The sequence below is a fragment of the Limosilactobacillus sp. WILCCON 0051 genome (genome assembly GCF_039955095.1).
GTDB lineage: Bacteria > Bacillota > Bacilli > Lactobacillales > Lactobacillaceae > Limosilactobacillus > Limosilactobacillus allomucosae.
The window spans coordinates 1,986,244-2,004,563 of sequence record NZ_CP154878.1; the positions used below are offsets into that span (position 1 = coordinate 1,986,244).

An 18,320-nucleotide genomic window follows, 5' to 3' on the forward strand; every position below is an offset into this window, starting at 1 on the left:
ACGGCTAATTACGATTCAGATTCAGTAATTTCCATTTTAACTGATTCTTCATCATCAGATAACTGATTTTAACCCTACAAAAAAGTCGCTTCAAGACATTTGAAGCGACCTTGATCAAATTTTAGAAATTGAAGTTTTTTAAGACCGGAACGCGACCAATGATCATCTGTCGCACCTCCTTGGCATTGCGAGCATTCATCGCCTGGTGAACCAATGGCTGCAGCTGCCGCACGTGCAGTTCGCCAATCAGCGAGCGAATCGGCAAAATACTGGTACTGTTCATCGAAAACTCATCGATGCCCATTCCTAAAAGAAGCGGCGTGGCCAGCGAGTTATTGGCCATCTCACCACAGATGCCGACCCATTTGCCTTCCGCATGCGCCGCGTCAACCGTATGCTTAATGGCTCTTAAGACGGCTGGGTGCAGCGTTTGGTAAAGATGTGCGACTTGGCTGTTGCCGCGATCGGCCGCGAACATATACTGTGTCAGATCATTGGAGCCAATACTGAAAAAGTCGGCATACTGCGCCAGTTGATCAGCCATTTCTACGGCGGCCGGAACCTCAACCATCATACCGACCTCAATCTGATTCGCGCAGCCGATTCCTTTGGCCTGCAGCTTTTGACGTTCTTCTTCTAGTACCTTGCGCGCTGCCAAAAACTCATCCAGCGTGCTGACCATCGGAAACATGACTGCCAAGCGGCCATAAACCGATGCTCTAAGCAGGGCTCGCATCTGCGGACGCATAATCTCTGGGTGCGCCAATGAAAAACGCAATGAGCGCATCCCCAAAAATGGGTTGTCTTCTGTCGGTGTCTGGATGGCTGCGATTGGTTTGTCGCCGCCAATATCCAGCGTGCGGATAATCACGCGTTCTGGCGTCATATCGGCCACGATTTTTTTATAGGCTAAAAACTGCTCTTCTTCGCTTGGCAGAGTATCGCGACCCATAAACAAAGCCTCGCTGCGCATCAGGCCAATTCCTTCTGCGCCACTGTTTTTGGCACTTTCAATCTCATTAGGCAGGAACAGGTTGGCACCGATCTCGAAATGGCGACCATCGGCACTGACGGTTCGCTGATGCTTCAAAACACCGAGCGATTCCATTTCCCGCGCATAGTCGCCGGCTTTTTTCTCGTATTCATCGATCTCAGCCGGCGTAGGACTCAGCAAAACGCGACCATGAATGCCGTCAACGATCAGCGAGGTGCCATCCAAAATCTCACGGGTGGCCGTTTTGGTACCAACCACGCCGGGAATTGCCTTTTCTTTGGTCATGATGGAAAAATGCGAGGTACTGCCGCCCAGATCAGAGACGATGCCCACGACATAGCGCCGGTCAAAGCGGGCTATATCGGTTGGCGTCAGGCTGTGGGCGACGATAATTGCCTGGTGCTTGAGCCGGCTTGGATCCGGCAGCTCAATTCCCAAGATATGACTCATTAAACGCTTAAAAAGGTCCTGCATGGCGATTCTTCTTTGATGCAGTCCCTGTTCAGAAGATGCATTTTCGGCCAGCCAGCGATCGGTTTCTTTTTTGACCGCATAGCCCGCCGTATATTTATTGGCAACGATCTGGTGCTCAATGGTCTGCTGAAAATCATCAGCCAGCACCAGCTGCAGCTGCATATCGACGACCACCGCCGCCTGTTTGTTGAGTTGGGCATGGGCACGCTGACAAATCTCCCGCAGCTCATTGGCCGTAATAGCAAAAGAATCATGAAGCCGAGCGACTTCATGATTCACATTATCGGTATGTTGCTGCTTAACGGATAGGTCAGGAACTCCCAGCAAATAGGCCGGCGCGATGGCAATCCCACCGCCAGCCGCGATGCCATTGAGCTGTCTTGACATATTAGTCCGCCAAGCCTTCTTTCTTCATCGTTTCAGCGATGGCTTCGATAGCTTCCTTTTCGTCATCGCCTTCTGCAGTAATCGTAACGTTAGCGTTTTGACCAACACCCAGGCTCATAACACCCATGATGGACTTCAGGTTAACGCTCTTGCCGTTGTATGACAGAGATACGTCAGAAGTGTACTTGGATGCAGTTTGTACCAGAATCGTAGCTGGACGAGCGTGGATACCAGTTTCAGCAGTAATCGTAAAATCGCGTTTTTCCATTGTAATCATTCTCCTTAAGGCTTTGTTGGGCATTGGCAATTGGCAACCAACGCTTTCAATATCACCATTGTAGCAATTGTAAGCGGTAAATACAAGACGATTTCTTGGCAAATGACGCCAAAATGCGGATTTAATCTCGTTTTATCAAATGATAGTGCAATTCTCCGCCCCGTTCGGCTTTCCCTTCAATCTGGGTCCGATACTCATAATCATGATAAATCGGTTGGAAGTCCATAAATTCTGCGGGCGTCACGACAAATTCCTCAATCTTACCGGCGCGCAGATCTTCAAGCAGTTGACGGTAATCTTTGGCAGCCACGAATTCCCCACCTCTTTTCTTGATTGCTCTTCACCTATTTATATTATAACGGATTTTTTTAAATGGCGGGGTTTTTAGCATTCTAATTCAACCAGTGCTAAAATCAAAGGTAGAAAGTTTATCTGCTTTTTGACCTTTGTTGATAAAGCGCATTGTATCAAGCATTGATTAATTTGACTTTTATCGAATAAACTGCTTGATATATTACTAAAAGTAAGTATAATTGCATTATGGTCAAAAAAGGTCAAATATATTTTTGACTTCTGAGGGGGTAAAAATAAATGCTTTGTCAAGTATGCCATCAAAATCCCGCAACGATTCACCTACAAATGAATTTTAACGGTCAACGCATGCAGATTGACCTGTGCCAAAACTGCTACCAAAACATGCAGCAGGCACAAATGAACCTGATGAATGGGGGTAATGGAATGAACAACAACTTTGGCTTCGGCAGTCTCGAAGATTTTATGAATGCCATGAACAACATGCAGGGCCAAGATGCCAACAACCAAGGCAGCGCCAACTTTAATGCTCAATCCAGCAGCAATGGCGGCGGCAAGCGTAACAAAGGTCTGTTGGGGCAATACGGCGTCAACATGACCGACCTGGCCCGCCAAGGCAAGATTGATCCCGTAATTGGTCGTGATGATGAGATCGCGCGCGTAATTGAGATCCTCAACCGGCGGACTAAGAACAACCCAGTTTTGATTGGTGAGGCCGGGGTCGGTAAAACCGCGGTCGTTGAAGGTCTTGCCCAGGCAATCGTTTCTGGCCAGGTTCCGGAAAAGATCGCTTCTAAAGAGATCATCCGCTTAGACGTTGTTTCCCTGGTTCAAGGGACTGGCATTCGTGGTCAGTTCGAACAGCGGATGCAGCAGTTAATGAAGGAAGTTCAAAAGAATAAGAACATCATCCTGTTTATTGATGAGATTCACGAAATCATGGGCGCCGGCAATGCTGAAGGCGGCATGGACGCGGGCAACATCTTAAAGCCAGCCCTGGCCCGTGGCGATCTGCAGCTGATCGGCGCTACGACCATGAACGAATACCGCAAGATTGAAAAAGACGCGGCGTTGGCTCGGCGGTTCCAGCCAGTTGAGGTCAATGAGCCTTCCGTTGAAGAAACGATCAAGATTTTAAACGGTATCAAAGGTCGCTATGAAGACTTCCACCACGTCAAGTACACCGATGATGCCATCCAAGCCGCGGCTAAACTGTCTGATCGCTACATTCAGGATCGGTTCCTGCCCGACAAGGCGATTGACCTGCTGGACGAAGCGGGATCCCGCAAGAACCTGACCTTGAAGACTGCTGATCCGGCAACGATCGAAAATCAGATTCACACGGCTGAGGCTCACAAGCAGCAGGCCGTTGAAAGCCAAGACTATGAAAAGGCCGCCTACTACCGCGATCAAGTTTCCAAGCTGACCAAGGCAAAGCAGGATGCCGAAGAAAACCATACTGACCAAGCCGCAACGGTAACCGTTCAAGATATGGAAAAGATCGTCGAAGAAAAGACGCACATCCCGGTTGGCGACTTGCAAAAGCAAGAAGAAAACAAGCTGCGGGATCTCGACAAGCAGCTCGAAAAGCACGTCATTGGTCAAAACGAGGCCGTTGACAAGGTTGCTCGGGCAATTCGGCGCAATCGAATCGGTCTTAACAAGTCTGGCCGTCCAATCGGCAGTTTCCTGTTCGTTGGGCCGACGGGGGTTGGTAAGACGGAAATGGCCAAGCAGCTGGCTAAACTGCTGTTTGGTTCCAAAGACGCCATGATTCGATTCGATATGTCCGAATACATGGATAAGACCTCGACTTCCAAGTTGATCGGGGCCGCACCAGGCTATGTCGGCTATGAGGAGGCTGGCCAGCTGACGGAACAGGTTCGGCGTCACCCTTACAGCCTGATTCTGCTGGATGAGGTTGAAAAGGCACACCCTGACGTAATGCACATGTTCCTGCAGATTCTGGACGATGGTCGCTTGACTGATTCGCAGGGACGCACGGTTTCATTTAAGGACACCATCATCATCATGACTTCCAATGCCGGCACTGGCGACTCCGAGGCCTCGATCGGTTTTGGCCCAGAAGCAAGCGGCTCAACGCACTCGATTATCGACAAGCTGACCGACTACTTCAAGCCTGAATTCTTGAACCGTTTCGATGCCATCGTTCAGTTCAACCCATTGACCAAGCCTGATTTGATGAAGATCGTTTCACTGATGCTCGATGACGTCAATGCCATGCTGGCTGACAAGAACCTGCACATCGAAGTTCCAACCGACGTTAAAGAAAAACTGGTTGATCTGGGCTATGATCCTAAGATGGGGGCACGGCCATTACGCCGGGTCATTGAAGAACAGATTGAAGACCGCATCGCTGATTACGTTTTGGATCACGATCAAGTCAACAAGCTGGCTGCCAAGCTCGATGGCGACGGCAAGATCGAAGTCGTAGCCGCTGATACGCCAGTTCCAACCAACACGCAGACTCCCAGCGTAACCGATACAGCCAAAGACGATTCCGACGCTGAGTAACTCAATTAGTCTGAATATAAAAGGCGCACTGTCAAGCTTATGAGCCTGGCAGTCGCGCCTTTTTGTCTATTTTTGATCATTAAAATGCGTATAGCGCAGCAGCGGAATGGCGATTGCCGGTACCAGAATCATTGACATAACCATTTCTGCCAGGCCATTCGTTGCCAAAACCGTCCCCAAGACCGTCCCCAAATGAGCAACATCGGTATGGTAGCCCTTAGCAACTGCTGGCGTATGCGCGAACAGATAGATGCCGCCCAAAACCAGCAGCGTATTGGTCATGGCACCGGCCGCCCCCACGATTGTCAATGCCCATCGCTGTTTCATCACCTTGCGCAGCCACAAGAACAGATAGCCAGCCACCAAACCGACCAGCAGCCGTGGCACGATTGCAATCAGCGGATTGGTAAAGATCAGCGGCGCCAGTGGACTGCTGGGATAAAAGAAGGCCCTAAGCCAGGTAATCACGCCCCATGTTCCGCCCAAAAGCATCCCCGTGTTTGGTCCCATGACTACCGCGCCAATCATTACCGTAATCTGCAGCGTCGTCAGCGACAATGGACCAATTGGAATGTTTCCTAACGCTGGAATAAAATCCTGCAGTATCAAAATCGCCAGCAGCAGCGTCTGAGCCGTTAAGCGTTTTGTTCTCACCGAAGCATTTGTCATTGATATCCCCTTTCTCGCACTATGCCAAAATATCCAGTCAATTATAACATGGTTTGAATTTTAGACGCGAATTGGTAATTTTGCTCGATAATTCAAGACCTTTTAGCGTTCGAAAGCGTTATAATGTGATTAACAAGCGTTTAGAGTTATGGAGCGATTTTTATGGCTGATTCATTTAAAACCGGAAACCCAATCTGGGTCTACTATACCGATATCGATACTGGTGCCAATCTGCGCGTTCCGCAGCTGCTGCGGGGCTTTGTTGGTACGCCTTTTCATATTGTCGAGTTAAAGTTTCCCAACTACCGATTCATTAAAGCCGATGGTCAATTGAACGGCAGCTTTGATATGCAGCCACACAGCGTTCACCTGTACTATCGCCGCAATTCATGGGGCGAGGTTCAAAACGTGGCTATGTATCTAAAATTATCGACGCCAACGCAGCTGTTTGACGACGTTGATGGCATGCCAGTCGATACGCCGCTGCCTGGCGGAATTTTCGTCAAGACGTTCCAGCGCATTGCCACCCAAAAAGGCGAGTTCTGGTACGAGGTGAACGCGGATCGCTGGCTGAAATACGACAGCAATACCATGAAGGACTTCAAGGAGCTGCCTAACGATGACTCCTTGGCACCAAAACCTGGCACTCAGCTGGCAATCTTGCCGCTGAATCATCTCAAAGCCGTCGTTGACTATGTACAGGGAAAGAAACTGGACGTCTACGATCAGCCGTATGGGCAAAGCGTTGGCAAGGTGATTGATGGCGAACGCTTAGACATTATCGGCAAGCTCAATGACAATAATGGCGTCGTTTGGTATCAAGCAAAAGATCTCGGCTTTATCAACGGCTCTTACGTCAATCTGATTCAATAGGTTTTGTTATAATTAAAACAGCATTAAACGAAAGGAAGTATTGATTATGAAAGTTGCTATTGTCGGCGTTGGCAGCATGGGCGGCGCCATTATGCAGGGATTGAACAACCTGACCAAGTACGACTTGATTGCCTTGAACCCCAAAAATCCACGCGTTGAAAAGCTGGCCCATGAGTATAAGTTTAAGCTGGTTTTTGATCCGCAAAGCTTGGTTGAGCTGCAGCCCGATGTCGTTATCTTAACGACTCCGGCTCCTGTGACCGTAACCGTGGCTGAACAGCTGCAGGCCCTGGATCCACATACGATCGTCATCTCTGCAGCCGCTGGCGTTAAGCGCATCGATCTGCAAAAAGCACTGGTCAACAATCCAGTCGCAACAATGATTCCAAATACGCCAGTTTCGGTAAATGCCGGTACGATTGGCCTGTCATTGAATCCAACGTTTGACAAGACCATCAAAGATACCATCGTTCAACTGCTGAATGACCTTGGCGACGTGGTTCTGGTGCCTGAAGAACAGTTGGACATCGTGGGCGTGATTGGCGGCTGTGGTCCGGCATTCGTGGATGTCTTTATGGATGCCATGAGCGATGCGGCCGTAAAGCACGGATTGAATCGCCAGACTGCCTACCGTTTGATCGCCAGCATGGTTAAGGGTTCAGGCGCCCTCGCTTATGAAACGCGGCAATCACCAGCAGCTCTGCGTGATCAGGTCGCCTCTCCTGCCGGTACGACGATTCGGGGACTGGCTGCCCTGGAAAAGCACGGCTTCCGTTATGGCGTGATTGATGCCGTCGACAAGGCCAGCGACGAAGACTAACAAGATTAACTGGCGAGTTTTTCCCGACCGGCGTCATTTAAATTGATTGACTTTTCAGACACCATTCGAATTAACTGATAAACCCCGTTCAGCTTGACGCTGGCCGGGGTTTTTGATTTGGCATCGTAATTCAATTTTTAACTTGGCAAATCCCAATCGCAGTGCTGATCAATACCAGCTCTGCTTTGCCTAGTCAACGATCAGAGCACACTATATACGAACTTGGCTGTAGCAGTATTGTAAATAACAATGAAAATACCAACATTGAGCACACTATATACGAAAAACTCGGTGGCTTGGATAACATAAAAACATTAATACAGAGTGCCGCTGGCGTACATCTGTTGGGCAAAATCATCGTCAAGGTCAATCTTGCCTAATACCATTTCGAGATATTCCAGCAAGCAGCGCATATTTTCCTCGTTAAAGTCAATCACAATGCGGCTGGCTGAGTGGGCTTCCAAATAATAAATGAACTCACTGTACTTGTCGCCCTCTTCACTTTCCAGAAAAATTCCATAACGACCACTGACTGAATCACCATGCTGCCAATGATAATTATCCTGGGTAAGGCATTTTTTCAGACTTTTTGCCAAAAAAACTACTTCTTCTTTTGGCACTGCCAGATTGTTTTGATCGATATTAATGCCATTCCCCCTGATTTTGAGATGAATTCGTGCAGTGGCATCACGGTCTTCCACATTTACATCAAGTACGATGCAGCCAGCATTCAACTTAAGCCATGGCATAATTGATCAGCTCCTTTTTTACTTCTTAAGCTTATCTTAACATCGAGGGCTGACCATAAAGACCAGCTGCCAAAAAACTTTGAAAAGATTGCTGATCTAAGTGATTAACGTTGCTTAGAGCGTTTACTGACTATCAATTGGAAAGATTTTTCAAGATCCTTTAACCGCCCTATTACAGTAGACAACCGCATTTTGCTATTTCGTCAGCAAAAATAAATTGAAATCCGCTTGTTTTGGCATACAGCTTTAGTAGAGGCGTAATTTGTTCTGTCACATAATTATGTCTCGTTTATTATCCGCATGTTCATGTACGCCATCGGGGCAATTCTTATTACACTGCCGAGGAGGAATTCAAATGGAAAAACTGCATCAACTGATGACTAACGCGTTCAGTCAAAATCAAAACAACATCCAAAAACTGCAGGCTCAGATTGCAGATTCGCTTCAAGGTAACCTGATCATCGAGTCAAACAAGAGCTCGCTTCAGTTTTACTGCTCTATCGGTAGCACTTGTCGCCGATATCTAAGCAAAACCAAGCAGCACCAAGAAATCACCCAACTGCTGCAGAAGAAATATGATGAGAAATGCTTAAAACTATTGACCCAGCGCCAAAATGCCATCGCTGCCTTTTTGAAAAGAGACCCCCATGATACCTTTGATGAAATCTGGAACGCTTTCCCAACTGAATGTCAAAAAAAGCTCATCCCATTCAAGGAGCCAACTGCGCATCGACTGGATTTATGGAAACGCAAAACATTTAACCAAAAGCCGCTCGTACCAGGCATCAAAACCTTTAAAACCATTAATGGCGAGACGGTTCGCTCAAAATCAGAAAAAATCATCGCTGATCTGCTTTACTATTACAACGTTCCTTATCGCTACGAAATGGCCTGCACTTTAAACGAACTGGGGACGATTTACCCGGACTTCACCATTTATGATATTCGTAAAAATCGTCTAGTGTACTTAGAGCACTTTGGAATGATCGATAATCCAGACTATTCCCAAAAAATGATCATTCGCTATAACGACTACGTTAAAAGCGGTTTTGCAGATCGCCTTATTATTTCAATGGAATCATCCACGCAGCCGCTAAATGTCAAGGCTCTCATTCCATTAATCAAGCCCTATTCATTAACCAAAGCCGATGACATAATTGACTGACCAGTACTCTCTAGTTGCGCAATAATTTTGGTACGGCATCAAAAAGGTTGATTCATTTACCATCGAAACTAGTACAATTCCTTTACTTGCAAGAGGAATTTACATTAACTGGCACCTGGTTCATCGGCAGCATCAATAATCTTCTCGCTTTCAAAAATGATTTACCTACTATCAGTCATTTTCATTCGAATAGTAGGTAAGTGCATAATTAATCTTCGAAAGTTTACCTACTATTAATAATTTTTTTCGAAATAGTAGGTAATTTTGTATATTTTTCCGTTAATCAATCTAGACCACTAGCCAATTTTACCTACTTTATTAATGAAAATAGAAAATAGTAGGTAATGAAAACGCCGAAAAATCAATATACATTCGATTTTACCTACTATACATCGCTTTTTTGAAAAAAGTAGGTAATGGTCTTGCCACCATCTGAGTTTATACACTATTTTTTGAATATTTTCTATAAAAACGCTAAAGCAGCCTGATTAATAATCATCGCTGCTTTTTTGATTCGCTAGCTGAACCAAATTGTGCAGATCCGCTTCCTTAAATTGCGATACTGCATCACCAGCCATCATTTTACGTATGATTGCTCCATCTAATTTTTTGTTGCAAGTTCACTGCATTGCTTTAATCAATCAACGGCTTTGCACTGATTGCATCGAATATGTTTCAGCCAAACCTTTGCTGGTCGAGCCCAAGGAAAGCAACTGCCTGCGAACCTGCCAATCCCTTTCAAGCCCCATTTCAGTGAGCGACCATTTGCACAAATTTTCAACACCTCCTTAATCAATACCTCCATGATCCATTTCTCCATCGTTAATACCATATTCAGACCTCGACAATGGACACCAAGACTACAATAAAGCTCACTTCTCCCTTTAATGAGCAACCGTTTGCGCAATTCCCACAATTCCCACAATTCCCACAATTCCCACAATTCCCACAATTCCCACAATTCCCACAATTCCTGCAGTTCCTACAATTGCAGCAATTACTAAAGCTCCCACGATTACCATAATTACTTCTATTCCCACGATTGCCAACCACGTTCCAAGTCATCAGACCATCAGTTGACTGCGGAGCCAATTGTTCTTGCTCAGCTCAATAAAAAAGCTTTGGCCCTCACATGAGAGTCAAAGCTTTTCAGCTATTTGCTAAATCCATTTGCTTGATTGGACTGTTGAATATAACTGTTCATTGATTTTTGGGCATTGGTTAAAGCAGTTTTGACGTCCGTGCCGCCGTAAATCTGCTCCATTGCCGTTTGTTCAAGCAGACGCGCCTGAACCAGATTCTGCATGAAGATCCCTGAGTTGGCCTTGTTGGGCTTAGTACGCTGCAGCTGTTCGCTGGCAACCTTGGCCGCTGGATTCTTCTTGTAGAGTTTCTTTAAGACCGGTTCTTTTTGCGAATCACTGTTCAATGCCAGATAGCCAGTTGCGGCCTGCCAGCGTGCCTGTGATTTAGCGGTCATCAGATACTTGATAAATTCCCAGGCGCCACGTTGAACAGTTGCTGACTTGTCATTTGAGATCCACAGCGAAGCCCCGCCAATGGCAACCCCATTCGCCTTTTGACCATCCATGTGTGGGTAGTAGCAGACACCGATCTTGTCCTTGGTCCCGGTCGTCAATTGCGTAATCGATCCTGATGACTGCAAGAACATCCCCAGCTTGCCTGACAAGAAGGCGGCCTGCTCATTGGTCTCGGCATTGGAACCGGCCCCGTAGTTCATAAAGGCACCACTCTTGATGTTTTTCTGCAGCCACTGCATCGTCTTGACCGCGGCGGGATTGTTAAACGAAACCTTAGTCGGCACGCCGCTGTGACCGTCATTGTTGTTGGCGATGCAGACGTTGGCGTTGGCCAGGAACTGCTCAAAGAACCAGCCGTAGATCTCAACGCTCATCCCGTGAACCTTGTGATGCGACTTTTGATAGATCGCCTCGGCCGTCTTAGTCAGGTCAGAATAAGATGGATCCTTTGGCGGCGCGGCAACCCCCAGCTTTTTAAGCAGCGTGGCATTGTAGTAAAGCACTGGCTGCGATGAGTTGAACGGCATTGAGATCTGCTTACCGTCTTTGGAGTAAAACGCGCGTGCCATTGGTGAGATCTTGCTCATATCATAGTGATCCTCATCAATAAACTTTTGTACCGGCGTCGTGTAGTTGCTGTAGTGCATCTGTGCCGTGGAAATATCCATTGACTGGAACAGTGCCGGCGAAGTATCGGTCCCATGCGTGTTTAAGACTTTTTGCACGACTTGATTGTAGTCCCCTTCAAATTCAGGTACCACGGTATATTTGTCTTGTGACTTGTTGAATTCATTACAAAACTTAACCAGCTGCTCTTTGGCCGGTCCCGTCATCTCATGCCAAAAAACGATTTTGGTGCGTTCCGCGGCATGAACGGGTCTGGCAAAAGTCGTGGCAAACAGGAATAAGCAGCTGAATGCCAACAACAGGCGACTGAAAAATTTGACTGCTTGCTGCTTCATTACTTGATGGCCCCCTCGTTTGCTCCCGACTTAAAGGCTTTTTGTCCAATAAACAGTACGATCAAGGTTGGAATCACCACGATCGCGGCACTGGCTTGAATCATTCCCCAATCGTTGAACGTTTCGGTCGACTGCAGCTGCCGCAGACCATCTTGAACGGGGCGGAAGCTGTCGGAAAACGTCGTCAGCATTGGCCAGAGATATTGATTCCAAGTTGAGAGGAAACTATATGAAGCCAAGGTCAGCAGGCTGATTTTGGCATAAGGCAGCACACACTTGCCATAGAACTGAAAATGCGAGAGTCCTTCAATATCACAAGCCTCCTTCAGTTCACCTGGAATCTGCTTAAAGGCCTGACGCAGCATGAAGGTCCCAAATGCTGAGGTCATAAACGGAATGATCATTACCGAATAGCTGTTCAAAAGGTTCAGACTCTTAAACGTGGCAAAGTTGGGAATCACTTCAGCTTCAAACGGCAGCATCATGGTTGCCAGGAAAACATAGAATAAGGCATCGCGTCCTTTAAAATGCAGAAAAGTAAACGCATAGGCACTCATTGAACAGAAAATCAGTTGAAACAGCGTCGTTAAAGTCGCGATCACCAAACTGTTCCAAAGATAGCGCAGAATTGGCGTCGTGGTAATCGCTGAAACATAATTGCGCAGCGAGATGTTGGTACTGAACAGCTTGCCTTGCGAGATTTCCGCGGTTGGCAAAAGACTGGTCCAAAAGCCGATGACAAATGGCACCAAAATGATAATTGCCAGAATGATCAGCAGCAGGTATTGTCCCCATTTGCTTTTATTGGATGTTTGAACGGTATCCATCAGTAGTTGACCCTCTTTTCCAAGAACTTAAATTGAATCAGGGTGAAGATTGCAATAATAACCGCCAGAATAATCGATTCCGCGCTGGCTAATGAATAATTGCCGTTTAAGAAGGCATCTTGATAAATGCGGTAGACCATCAGATTCGTGGCGTTGTTTGGTCCCCCAGTCGTCATCAGATCAATCAGGCCAAAGCTCTTGAATGCCTCAATCAAGGTCACGATGCAGACGAAGAACAAGGTTGGCGAAATCATCGGCAGCGTAATGTGGAAGAATTGGTAACGCTTGGAGACGCCGGCAATCTGAGCAGCTTCATACAAGGTTGGCGGTACGCTCTGCAAAGCCCCAAACAGTACCAAAAACGTAAAGCCCAGATTCATCCAAACTGTGGTAATGATCACGGCAACCATCGCCCAGGTCGGATCAGCCAGCCAGTTAATGACCGGTAAATGAAGAACCTTGGCAATATTGTTCATTAGGCCGACTGATGGATTGAAGATAAACAGCCAAAAGATGGCCGCAACTGAAACAGAAACCCCCATCGTTGCTGAAAAAGCCGTTCTAAAGAAACCAATGCCGCGCAGTTTAGCCGTCGCGGTCTGTGCCAAAAGCAGCCCCAAAACGATTGTCAAGGCACAGACAAACAGCACATAGATCAGCGTGGCGCGCACACTGGCCAGATAGGCGCTGGAAGTAAATAGCGATACATAGTTCTTTAAGCCCACAAAGATTTTTGGCTGTCCCAGACTATCGGTAATAAATAATGACAGATACAGCGTCTTAAGCATGGGATAAAAGACAAAAACCGTTAGCAGCAGCAAGGAAGGCCCCAAAAACAGCACTGCATACCAGCCGTCTTTTTGATTGGTCCGAAATGACGACTTGGCATATGACTTGGCGCCATTAGCTGAGAGCGTATTTTGCTTCGGTGATCGTTCCATCTTCAATTTCCTCCTCGCCTTGACCGATGCGTTGACCCTTTTGATCAAAAATAAAGAACTTGCCGTTTGGTACGACCTTGATCCGCTGGTTGACTCCATACAGATCCGCTTGTTCAGTATCCTGCACGATGCGAACCTCTTGTCCATCATCCATCGCTGCTTCGATGATCAGCTGCGTCCCCAGATATTCCACGTTTTCAATCCGGGCATTGGCATCTGATACATCCGTCAGAATCGTCAAGTTGGCGGGACGAATCCCAATCAGGCAGTTGTGCGGCTCAACCTCAGCTGGCTTGGTAAAGTAAAGCGGAGCGGCCGTCTGCAGCTGACCTTCGTTGGGCGTCGTTTCCAAAAGGTTCATCCGCGGCGTGCCAAAGAACTGACCAACAAAGGCGTTGCGAGGGTCTTGATAAATCTGCAGCGGCGTGCCAATCTGCTGAACCTCATGATCATGCAGCACCATGATTCGATCCGCCATCGTCATTGCCTCGACTTGATCATGAGTAACATAAATGACCGTCAAGCCCAGATGCTGCTGCAGCTCGCGAATCTCAGCCCGCATTTTAGTCCGCAGCTGGGCGTCAAGGTTGGAAAGCGGCTCATCCATCAGACAGATCTTGGCATCACTGGCAATTGCTCTTGCCAAGGCTACCCGCTGCCGCTGACCGCCAGACAGTTCCTTGGGCTTGCGATCGCCTAATTCGGCTAAGTCAACCATCTCTAAAGCCTTGGCAACCCGCTGATCGATTTCAGTCTGGTCAACCTTGCGCGCCTTCAGACCAAAAGCAACGTTGTCTTTGACCGTCAAGAACGGGAACAGTGCATAGTTTTGAAACACCATCGTTAAGTTGCGTTCTTGGGGCGGCAGGTTGGTAACGTCTTGTTCATCAATCAAGACATTGCCATCAGTGGCAGGGATCAAGCCGGCAATCATGCGTAAAAGCGTACTCTTCCCACAGCCAGAAGGACCGACAATGGCAAAGAATTCGCCCGTTTCGATCCGTACCGAGACGTCTTTAAGCGTCAAGGTATTGCCATCATATGACTTTGAAAGATTCTTCAGTTCAATGGACATTCATTTCACCTCATGTGCTTGAAAGTTTCGTTGCATTTCAACGGGATTTATCTTATTCAAGCAACGTAACGACTGACCTCACGTTTTTGTAATTAACGGGTAAAGCTTTTGTAAACCAAGTCTTTTAATTGGCTGCCAACCATTTGCCATCGTTGTAAACGCTATCTTTGTTAAAAACGTAAAAAACCGGTAATCATCAGCACAAGCTGGCCGATAGCTACCGGTTTTTGATTATCCAACGCTGATAGTTTGCCATCAGCCTGGTCGATTTTTAATCGGGCTTATTATTTCTTTGCATCGATCAAAACCGTTCCTTGAGCTGGATTATGATCGATCGCCCCTACGATTGCGTGCGGTTGATAAGGTGCCTCCAGATAGGCAAGCTCTAAAAAAACGCCACGCTGGCTCAAAGTCAGGGTGGCGTTTTGAGTTGAAGGCTATAGTCTCGCTTAGTCATGGCGGCTTAATCTGATTAGTGGTTCTGGGGATGGTTGACGACGCGCTTAGGCTTTTGACCTTGAGCAACCAACCGCAGATCCTCATCAATCATGGCATAGCCGCGATAAAAACTGGCTGCGGTAATGCCGCCAATATGCGGACTAAACAGCAGGCGACTGGCAATTGATTGCGGCTGATTCAACAACGGATGATCTTTTAAGACCGGCTCATGATCCAGCGTATCGAGACCAGCCATCGCTAAACGCCCAGACTTGAGTGCTTCAATCAGTGCCGCATCATCAATCAGTTCGCCACGAGCCGTATTGACCAGATAGCTGCCTGGCTGCATTTGGGCAAAAAAGGTCTGATCTGCCATGTGCCGCGTTGCTTTGGTTACTGGCAGATGCAGACTCACGATCCGACTCTGCGCCAGTAAGTCATCCAATTCACGATACTGCACGCCATATTGCTGCTCTTGTTCTGGATCCAGTCGATGACGCTTGCAGTAGTAAATATTCTTAACCTGGTAGGCTTTTAACAAGCGGGCAGTCTGACGTGCAATGTCACCAAAGCCAATCAGTCCCACGCTGCAGTCAGCCAGTTCAAGCAGGTTGGCATTTTGAATATAGTCTCCTTTGGCTTCAATCTGATGACCAGCTCTTACTACCGCATCATTTACGACAACATTGCGCAGCATCCCAACCATCAATAAAATCGTCTGTTCAGCTACTGCCATTGCATTCATCCCTTGCGCATTGCAGACGTAGACCCCGCATTCATCTGCAGCTTTTAGATCAATTGCATTAAAAGCAACGCCTTCAGAATGGATTGCCAACAGATTAGGCATTTGCCGAATCAATTCGCCTGGAATCGCCGTGATAGCATCAACAATGATAAAGTCCGCGTCCCCAGCTTGACTAAGATATTCTTCAACTGGCAGATCTGGTTTTAGATCAACCAGGTCCAACGAATTCAAAAAGCTGTCAGCAGCCGCGAACCGCTGTAGATTGCCCTGCTTGCCAATATGCAATATTTTCATCTAGATCACCCCATAGCTGGTTAAGTTGACGCCGAAGCAGAAACGGCTGATCTTATCAACAGTTCATCACCTGGCGATTGATCCACATTCTACTCCAACCAGTCCAATTTCGTAACTGCATTAAACAGATTGATTCATCGAACTTATGATGCTCATCGAATTTGATGGCGAAGCTTTTGATACGTCAGCTCCAAAAGGCCGATATTAAGCATCGCAAACACCAGCAGATAGTATGGCATGATCCAAATACCAAATTGCTGCTGCAAAAGGCCAAAAATCGTCGGCATAAAAGTAGTGCCAGTATAGGCTGCCGCCATCTGCAGACCAATTACGGCGGCACTGTAGCGCTGGCCAAAGTTAGCAGGTGCCATGTGCTGAATTGATGGATAGATTGGTCCCATCCCCGTACCGATAACGACAAAGCCGACTGCCGCCGTCTGATAGCCAGCAGTCGGCAGCATAACCAGCACAATGCCAACCAGCTCAACTGCCGCGCCGATTCTGATCATCAAGCGATCACCAAAGCGGTTGGCTGCCATTCCCGCCAACAAGCGCCCCAGCATTAGTCCCCCAAAGATCAGCGAGCCAAATGAGGCAATCGTCTCCTCGCTCAAACCGCTTCTCGTCCCGGCAAAGTAGCTTGGCGTCCATAGAAAACAAGTGGCTTCTCCGGCACAGTAGGCAAAGAAAGCCAGCAGCGTCGTAACCACGCCCCGCTGTCTGATTGCTTCTTTGATTCCCGCACTGGCCGCCTTGGCTTGCTTTTCATCGGGCTGCTCGTTTTGATGCCAGAGTGGCAATGAACACAATACGACCAACAGAATCCCCGTCTGCAAAAAAGCCGTCCAGCGATAGCCCTCATTCCAACGCGCCGTCTTTAGAGCCAATGCCATGATATATGGACTGATCACGGCCCCCAGTCCATAAAAGCAGTGCAAAAAATTCATCACGGCGCCTGAGTAATAGCTAGCGACATAATGGTTCATCGCGGCATCAATCGCGCCAGCCCCTAAGCCATAGGGAACCGCAAAAATCAGCAGCATCCAATACTCAGTACAAAGCGAAAAGCCAAACAGACCCACAATCGTTAATAAAATTGAGCAAATAACGATCCATTTAGTATGAAATCTCTGAATCAGTTTAGGACTCAACAATGCCGAAACGATGGTCATAAAAGCAATCGTCATTGAGACGTAGCCGGCATATGATGAAGGAACGTTAAATGCAGTCTGCATCTGTGGCCACCCCGATCCCAACAGCGAATCAGGCAGTCCCAGACTGACAAAGATCAAATAAATTACCCCTAATAGTAAAGAAGCCATTTCATCATCCTTTAATTTTCAAAATAAGTGCCATTGTTTCTAAGACCTTCTGCTGTCATTAAAACTGGATTTGTGGACCTGCTCAAAGTGTTTGCCCAGATACATATCCTTATTGCTATGCTCAACGGCCCACTTTGAAATAGTGTTCAAAACTGGAATAAGCGTCTTGCCTTTTGAAGATAACGAGTACTCTACTCTAATCGGCATTTCATTATATTGATGACGCTCAATCAATCCTGCATTTTGCAATTCTTTTAGCGAGTCAGCCAGAGCAGCATCAGAAATGTTTTCCATTGACTTTTTTAATTCACCATAACGAACGGAGCCACTGTGCCCTAAAATACAGAGCAGACGCGGTTTCCATTTACCACCAAAGACATCCAAGGCATAATCGACCGTGCAAAAATATTCTTTAGGTAACTTGCGCTGATACAACTTAAAATCACTCCTCAATACTTCTTTAGTACCTCAATCATTTTTGAAAATGTATTAATTTTCCTAAGGCTGCCTTAATCTTAATAATGAAATCTGATATGAAAGGAAGCCTTAATAATGGCAGTAAAAGCTTATCTGGAAATAACAATGGAAATCCCTGAAAAGAATCGTGAGGCGGCAGCCAAAGTATATAATGATTACCGGAAACCATTTCTCAACACTATTCCAGGTGCTGAAACCAAACAATTGCTTATCCGCAATGAAGATGTCCAAGTACTGCACGGCTTTGACTCAGTTGAACACGCCCAAGACTACCTCAAAAGCGATATGTTCACAAAGCATGTCTTCGTGGGATTGCAGCCAACCTGGACGTCTGATCCAGAAGTCCGTATCTTCATGGTAGCTGGATAAGATCAAGTGAAACCACTATACTTATTAAATACTAAGCGTCATGCAATTTAAAGCATGGCGTTTTATTGTTTTTA

18 protein-coding genes are annotated in these 18,320 nt (G+C 46.9%); 5 read left to right on the forward strand and 13 right to left on the reverse strand.

The window, feature by feature from the left end:
* Nucleotides 1–121: 121 nt before the first annotated feature.
* The 3 genes from ptsP to ABC765_RS09230 form a co-directional block, all read right to left on the reverse strand.
* The gene (gene ptsP, locus ABC765_RS09220) at nt 122–1,855 is read right to left on the reverse strand and encodes a phosphoenolpyruvate--protein phosphotransferase (RefSeq protein WP_347980317.1); all 1,734 of its coding nucleotides are present in this window, start codon (nt 1,853–1,855) and stop codon (nt 122–124) included.
* Nucleotide 1,856: 1 nt separating this feature from the next.
* The gene (locus ABC765_RS09225) at nt 1,857–2,123 is read right to left on the reverse strand and encodes a phosphocarrier protein HPr (protein WP_033935213.1); all 267 of its coding nucleotides are present in this window, start codon (nt 2,121–2,123) and stop codon (nt 1,857–1,859) included.
* A 130-nt stretch (nt 2,124–2,253) separates the two neighbouring features.
* Nucleotides 2,254–2,442 (reverse strand): hypothetical protein, encoded by a 189-nt coding sequence (locus ABC765_RS09230; protein ID WP_006500175.1) that lies wholly within the window; start codon nt 2,440–2,442, stop codon nt 2,254–2,256.
* A gap of 281 nt (nt 2,443–2,723) precedes the next feature.
* On the opposite strand from ABC765_RS09230, the gene ABC765_RS09235 reads away from it, so the two are divergent.
* Entirely contained in the window at nt 2,724–4,979 is a 2,256-nt protein-coding gene (locus ABC765_RS09235; protein ID WP_347980318.1) for an AAA family ATPase, read from the forward strand.
* A gap of 66 nt (nt 4,980–5,045) precedes the next feature.
* On the opposite strand, the gene ABC765_RS09240 is transcribed toward ABC765_RS09235, so the two are convergent.
* Complete coding sequence (locus ABC765_RS09240) at nt 5,046–5,648, reverse strand: ECF transporter S component (protein WP_347980319.1); 603 nt, start codon at nt 5,646–5,648, stop codon at nt 5,046–5,048.
* A gap of 162 nt (nt 5,649–5,810) precedes the next feature.
* On the opposite strand from ABC765_RS09240, the gene ABC765_RS09245 reads away from it, so the two are divergent.
* Both ABC765_RS09245 and proC read left to right on the forward strand, forming a co-directional pair.
* Nucleotides 5,811–6,521, forward strand: a complete 711-nt coding sequence (locus tag ABC765_RS09245) for a MucBP domain-containing protein (protein ID WP_347980320.1) — start codon at nt 5,811–5,813, stop codon at nt 6,519–6,521.
* Between the two features lie 46 nt (nt 6,522–6,567).
* A complete protein-coding gene (gene proC, locus ABC765_RS09250) occupies nt 6,568–7,341 on the forward strand; it encodes a pyrroline-5-carboxylate reductase (protein WP_347953713.1) in 774 nt (257 codons plus the stop codon).
* A 314-nt stretch (nt 7,342–7,655) separates the two neighbouring features.
* On the opposite strand, the gene ABC765_RS09255 is transcribed toward proC, so the two are convergent.
* The gene (locus tag ABC765_RS09255; protein WP_347980321.1) at nt 7,656–8,090 is read right to left on the reverse strand and encodes a hypothetical protein; all 435 of its coding nucleotides are present in this window, start codon (nt 8,088–8,090) and stop codon (nt 7,656–7,658) included.
* 355 nt (nt 8,091–8,445) lie between these two features.
* On the opposite strand from ABC765_RS09255, the gene ABC765_RS09260 reads away from it, so the two are divergent.
* Complete coding sequence (locus ABC765_RS09260; RefSeq protein WP_347980322.1) at nt 8,446–9,255, forward strand: hypothetical protein; 810 nt, start codon at nt 8,446–8,448, stop codon at nt 9,253–9,255.
* An 884-nt stretch (nt 9,256–10,139) separates the two neighbouring features.
* Here the strand turns inward: ABC765_RS09260 and ABC765_RS09265 are convergent.
* From ABC765_RS09265 to ABC765_RS09300, 8 genes are all read right to left on the reverse strand, one after another.
* On the reverse strand, nt 10,140–10,295 hold the full coding sequence (locus ABC765_RS09265) for a hypothetical protein (protein WP_347980323.1): 156 nt from the start codon (nt 10,293–10,295) through the stop codon (nt 10,140–10,142).
* A 113-nt stretch (nt 10,296–10,408) separates the two neighbouring features.
* Nucleotides 10,409–11,758: an ABC transporter substrate-binding protein gene (locus ABC765_RS09270; protein ID WP_347963991.1), complete on the reverse strand. Its 1,350-nt coding sequence runs from the start codon at nt 11,756–11,758 to the stop codon at nt 10,409–10,411.
* Nucleotides 11,758–12,585, reverse strand: coding sequence for a carbohydrate ABC transporter permease (locus ABC765_RS09275; protein ID WP_347980324.1), 828 nt, complete (start codon nt 12,583–12,585; stop codon nt 11,758–11,760). Before ABC765_RS09275 ends, ABC765_RS09270 begins: the two co-directional genes overlap by 1 nt.
* The gene (locus ABC765_RS09280) at nt 12,585–13,526 is read right to left on the reverse strand and encodes a sugar ABC transporter permease (RefSeq protein WP_347980325.1); all 942 of its coding nucleotides are present in this window, start codon (nt 13,524–13,526) and stop codon (nt 12,585–12,587) included. The genes ABC765_RS09275 and ABC765_RS09280 overlap by 1 nt, the downstream gene beginning before the upstream one ends.
* Nucleotides 13,489–14,601, reverse strand: a complete 1,113-nt coding sequence (locus ABC765_RS09285; protein WP_347980326.1) for an ABC transporter ATP-binding protein — start codon at nt 14,599–14,601, stop codon at nt 13,489–13,491. The genes ABC765_RS09280 and ABC765_RS09285 overlap by 38 nt, the downstream gene beginning before the upstream one ends.
* A 472-nt stretch (nt 14,602–15,073) precedes the next feature.
* The gene (locus ABC765_RS09290; RefSeq protein ID WP_347980327.1) at nt 15,074–16,078 is read right to left on the reverse strand and encodes an NAD(P)-dependent oxidoreductase; all 1,005 of its coding nucleotides are present in this window, start codon (nt 16,076–16,078) and stop codon (nt 15,074–15,076) included.
* A gap of 152 nt (nt 16,079–16,230) precedes the next feature.
* Nucleotides 16,231–17,400, reverse strand: a complete 1,170-nt coding sequence (locus ABC765_RS09295; protein ID WP_347980328.1) for an MFS transporter — start codon at nt 17,398–17,400, stop codon at nt 16,231–16,233.
* A gap of 39 nt (nt 17,401–17,439) precedes the next feature.
* The gene (locus ABC765_RS09300) at nt 17,440–17,835 is read right to left on the reverse strand and encodes a helix-turn-helix domain-containing protein (protein WP_347953724.1); all 396 of its coding nucleotides are present in this window, start codon (nt 17,833–17,835) and stop codon (nt 17,440–17,442) included.
* A 117-nt stretch (nt 17,836–17,952) separates the two neighbouring features.
* Between ABC765_RS09300 and ABC765_RS09305 the strand changes: the two genes are divergently transcribed.
* Nucleotides 17,953–18,246 (forward strand): hypothetical protein, encoded by a 294-nt coding sequence (locus ABC765_RS09305; protein WP_347980329.1) that lies wholly within the window; start codon nt 17,953–17,955, stop codon nt 18,244–18,246.
* Nucleotides 18,247–18,320: the final 74 nt, after the last annotated feature.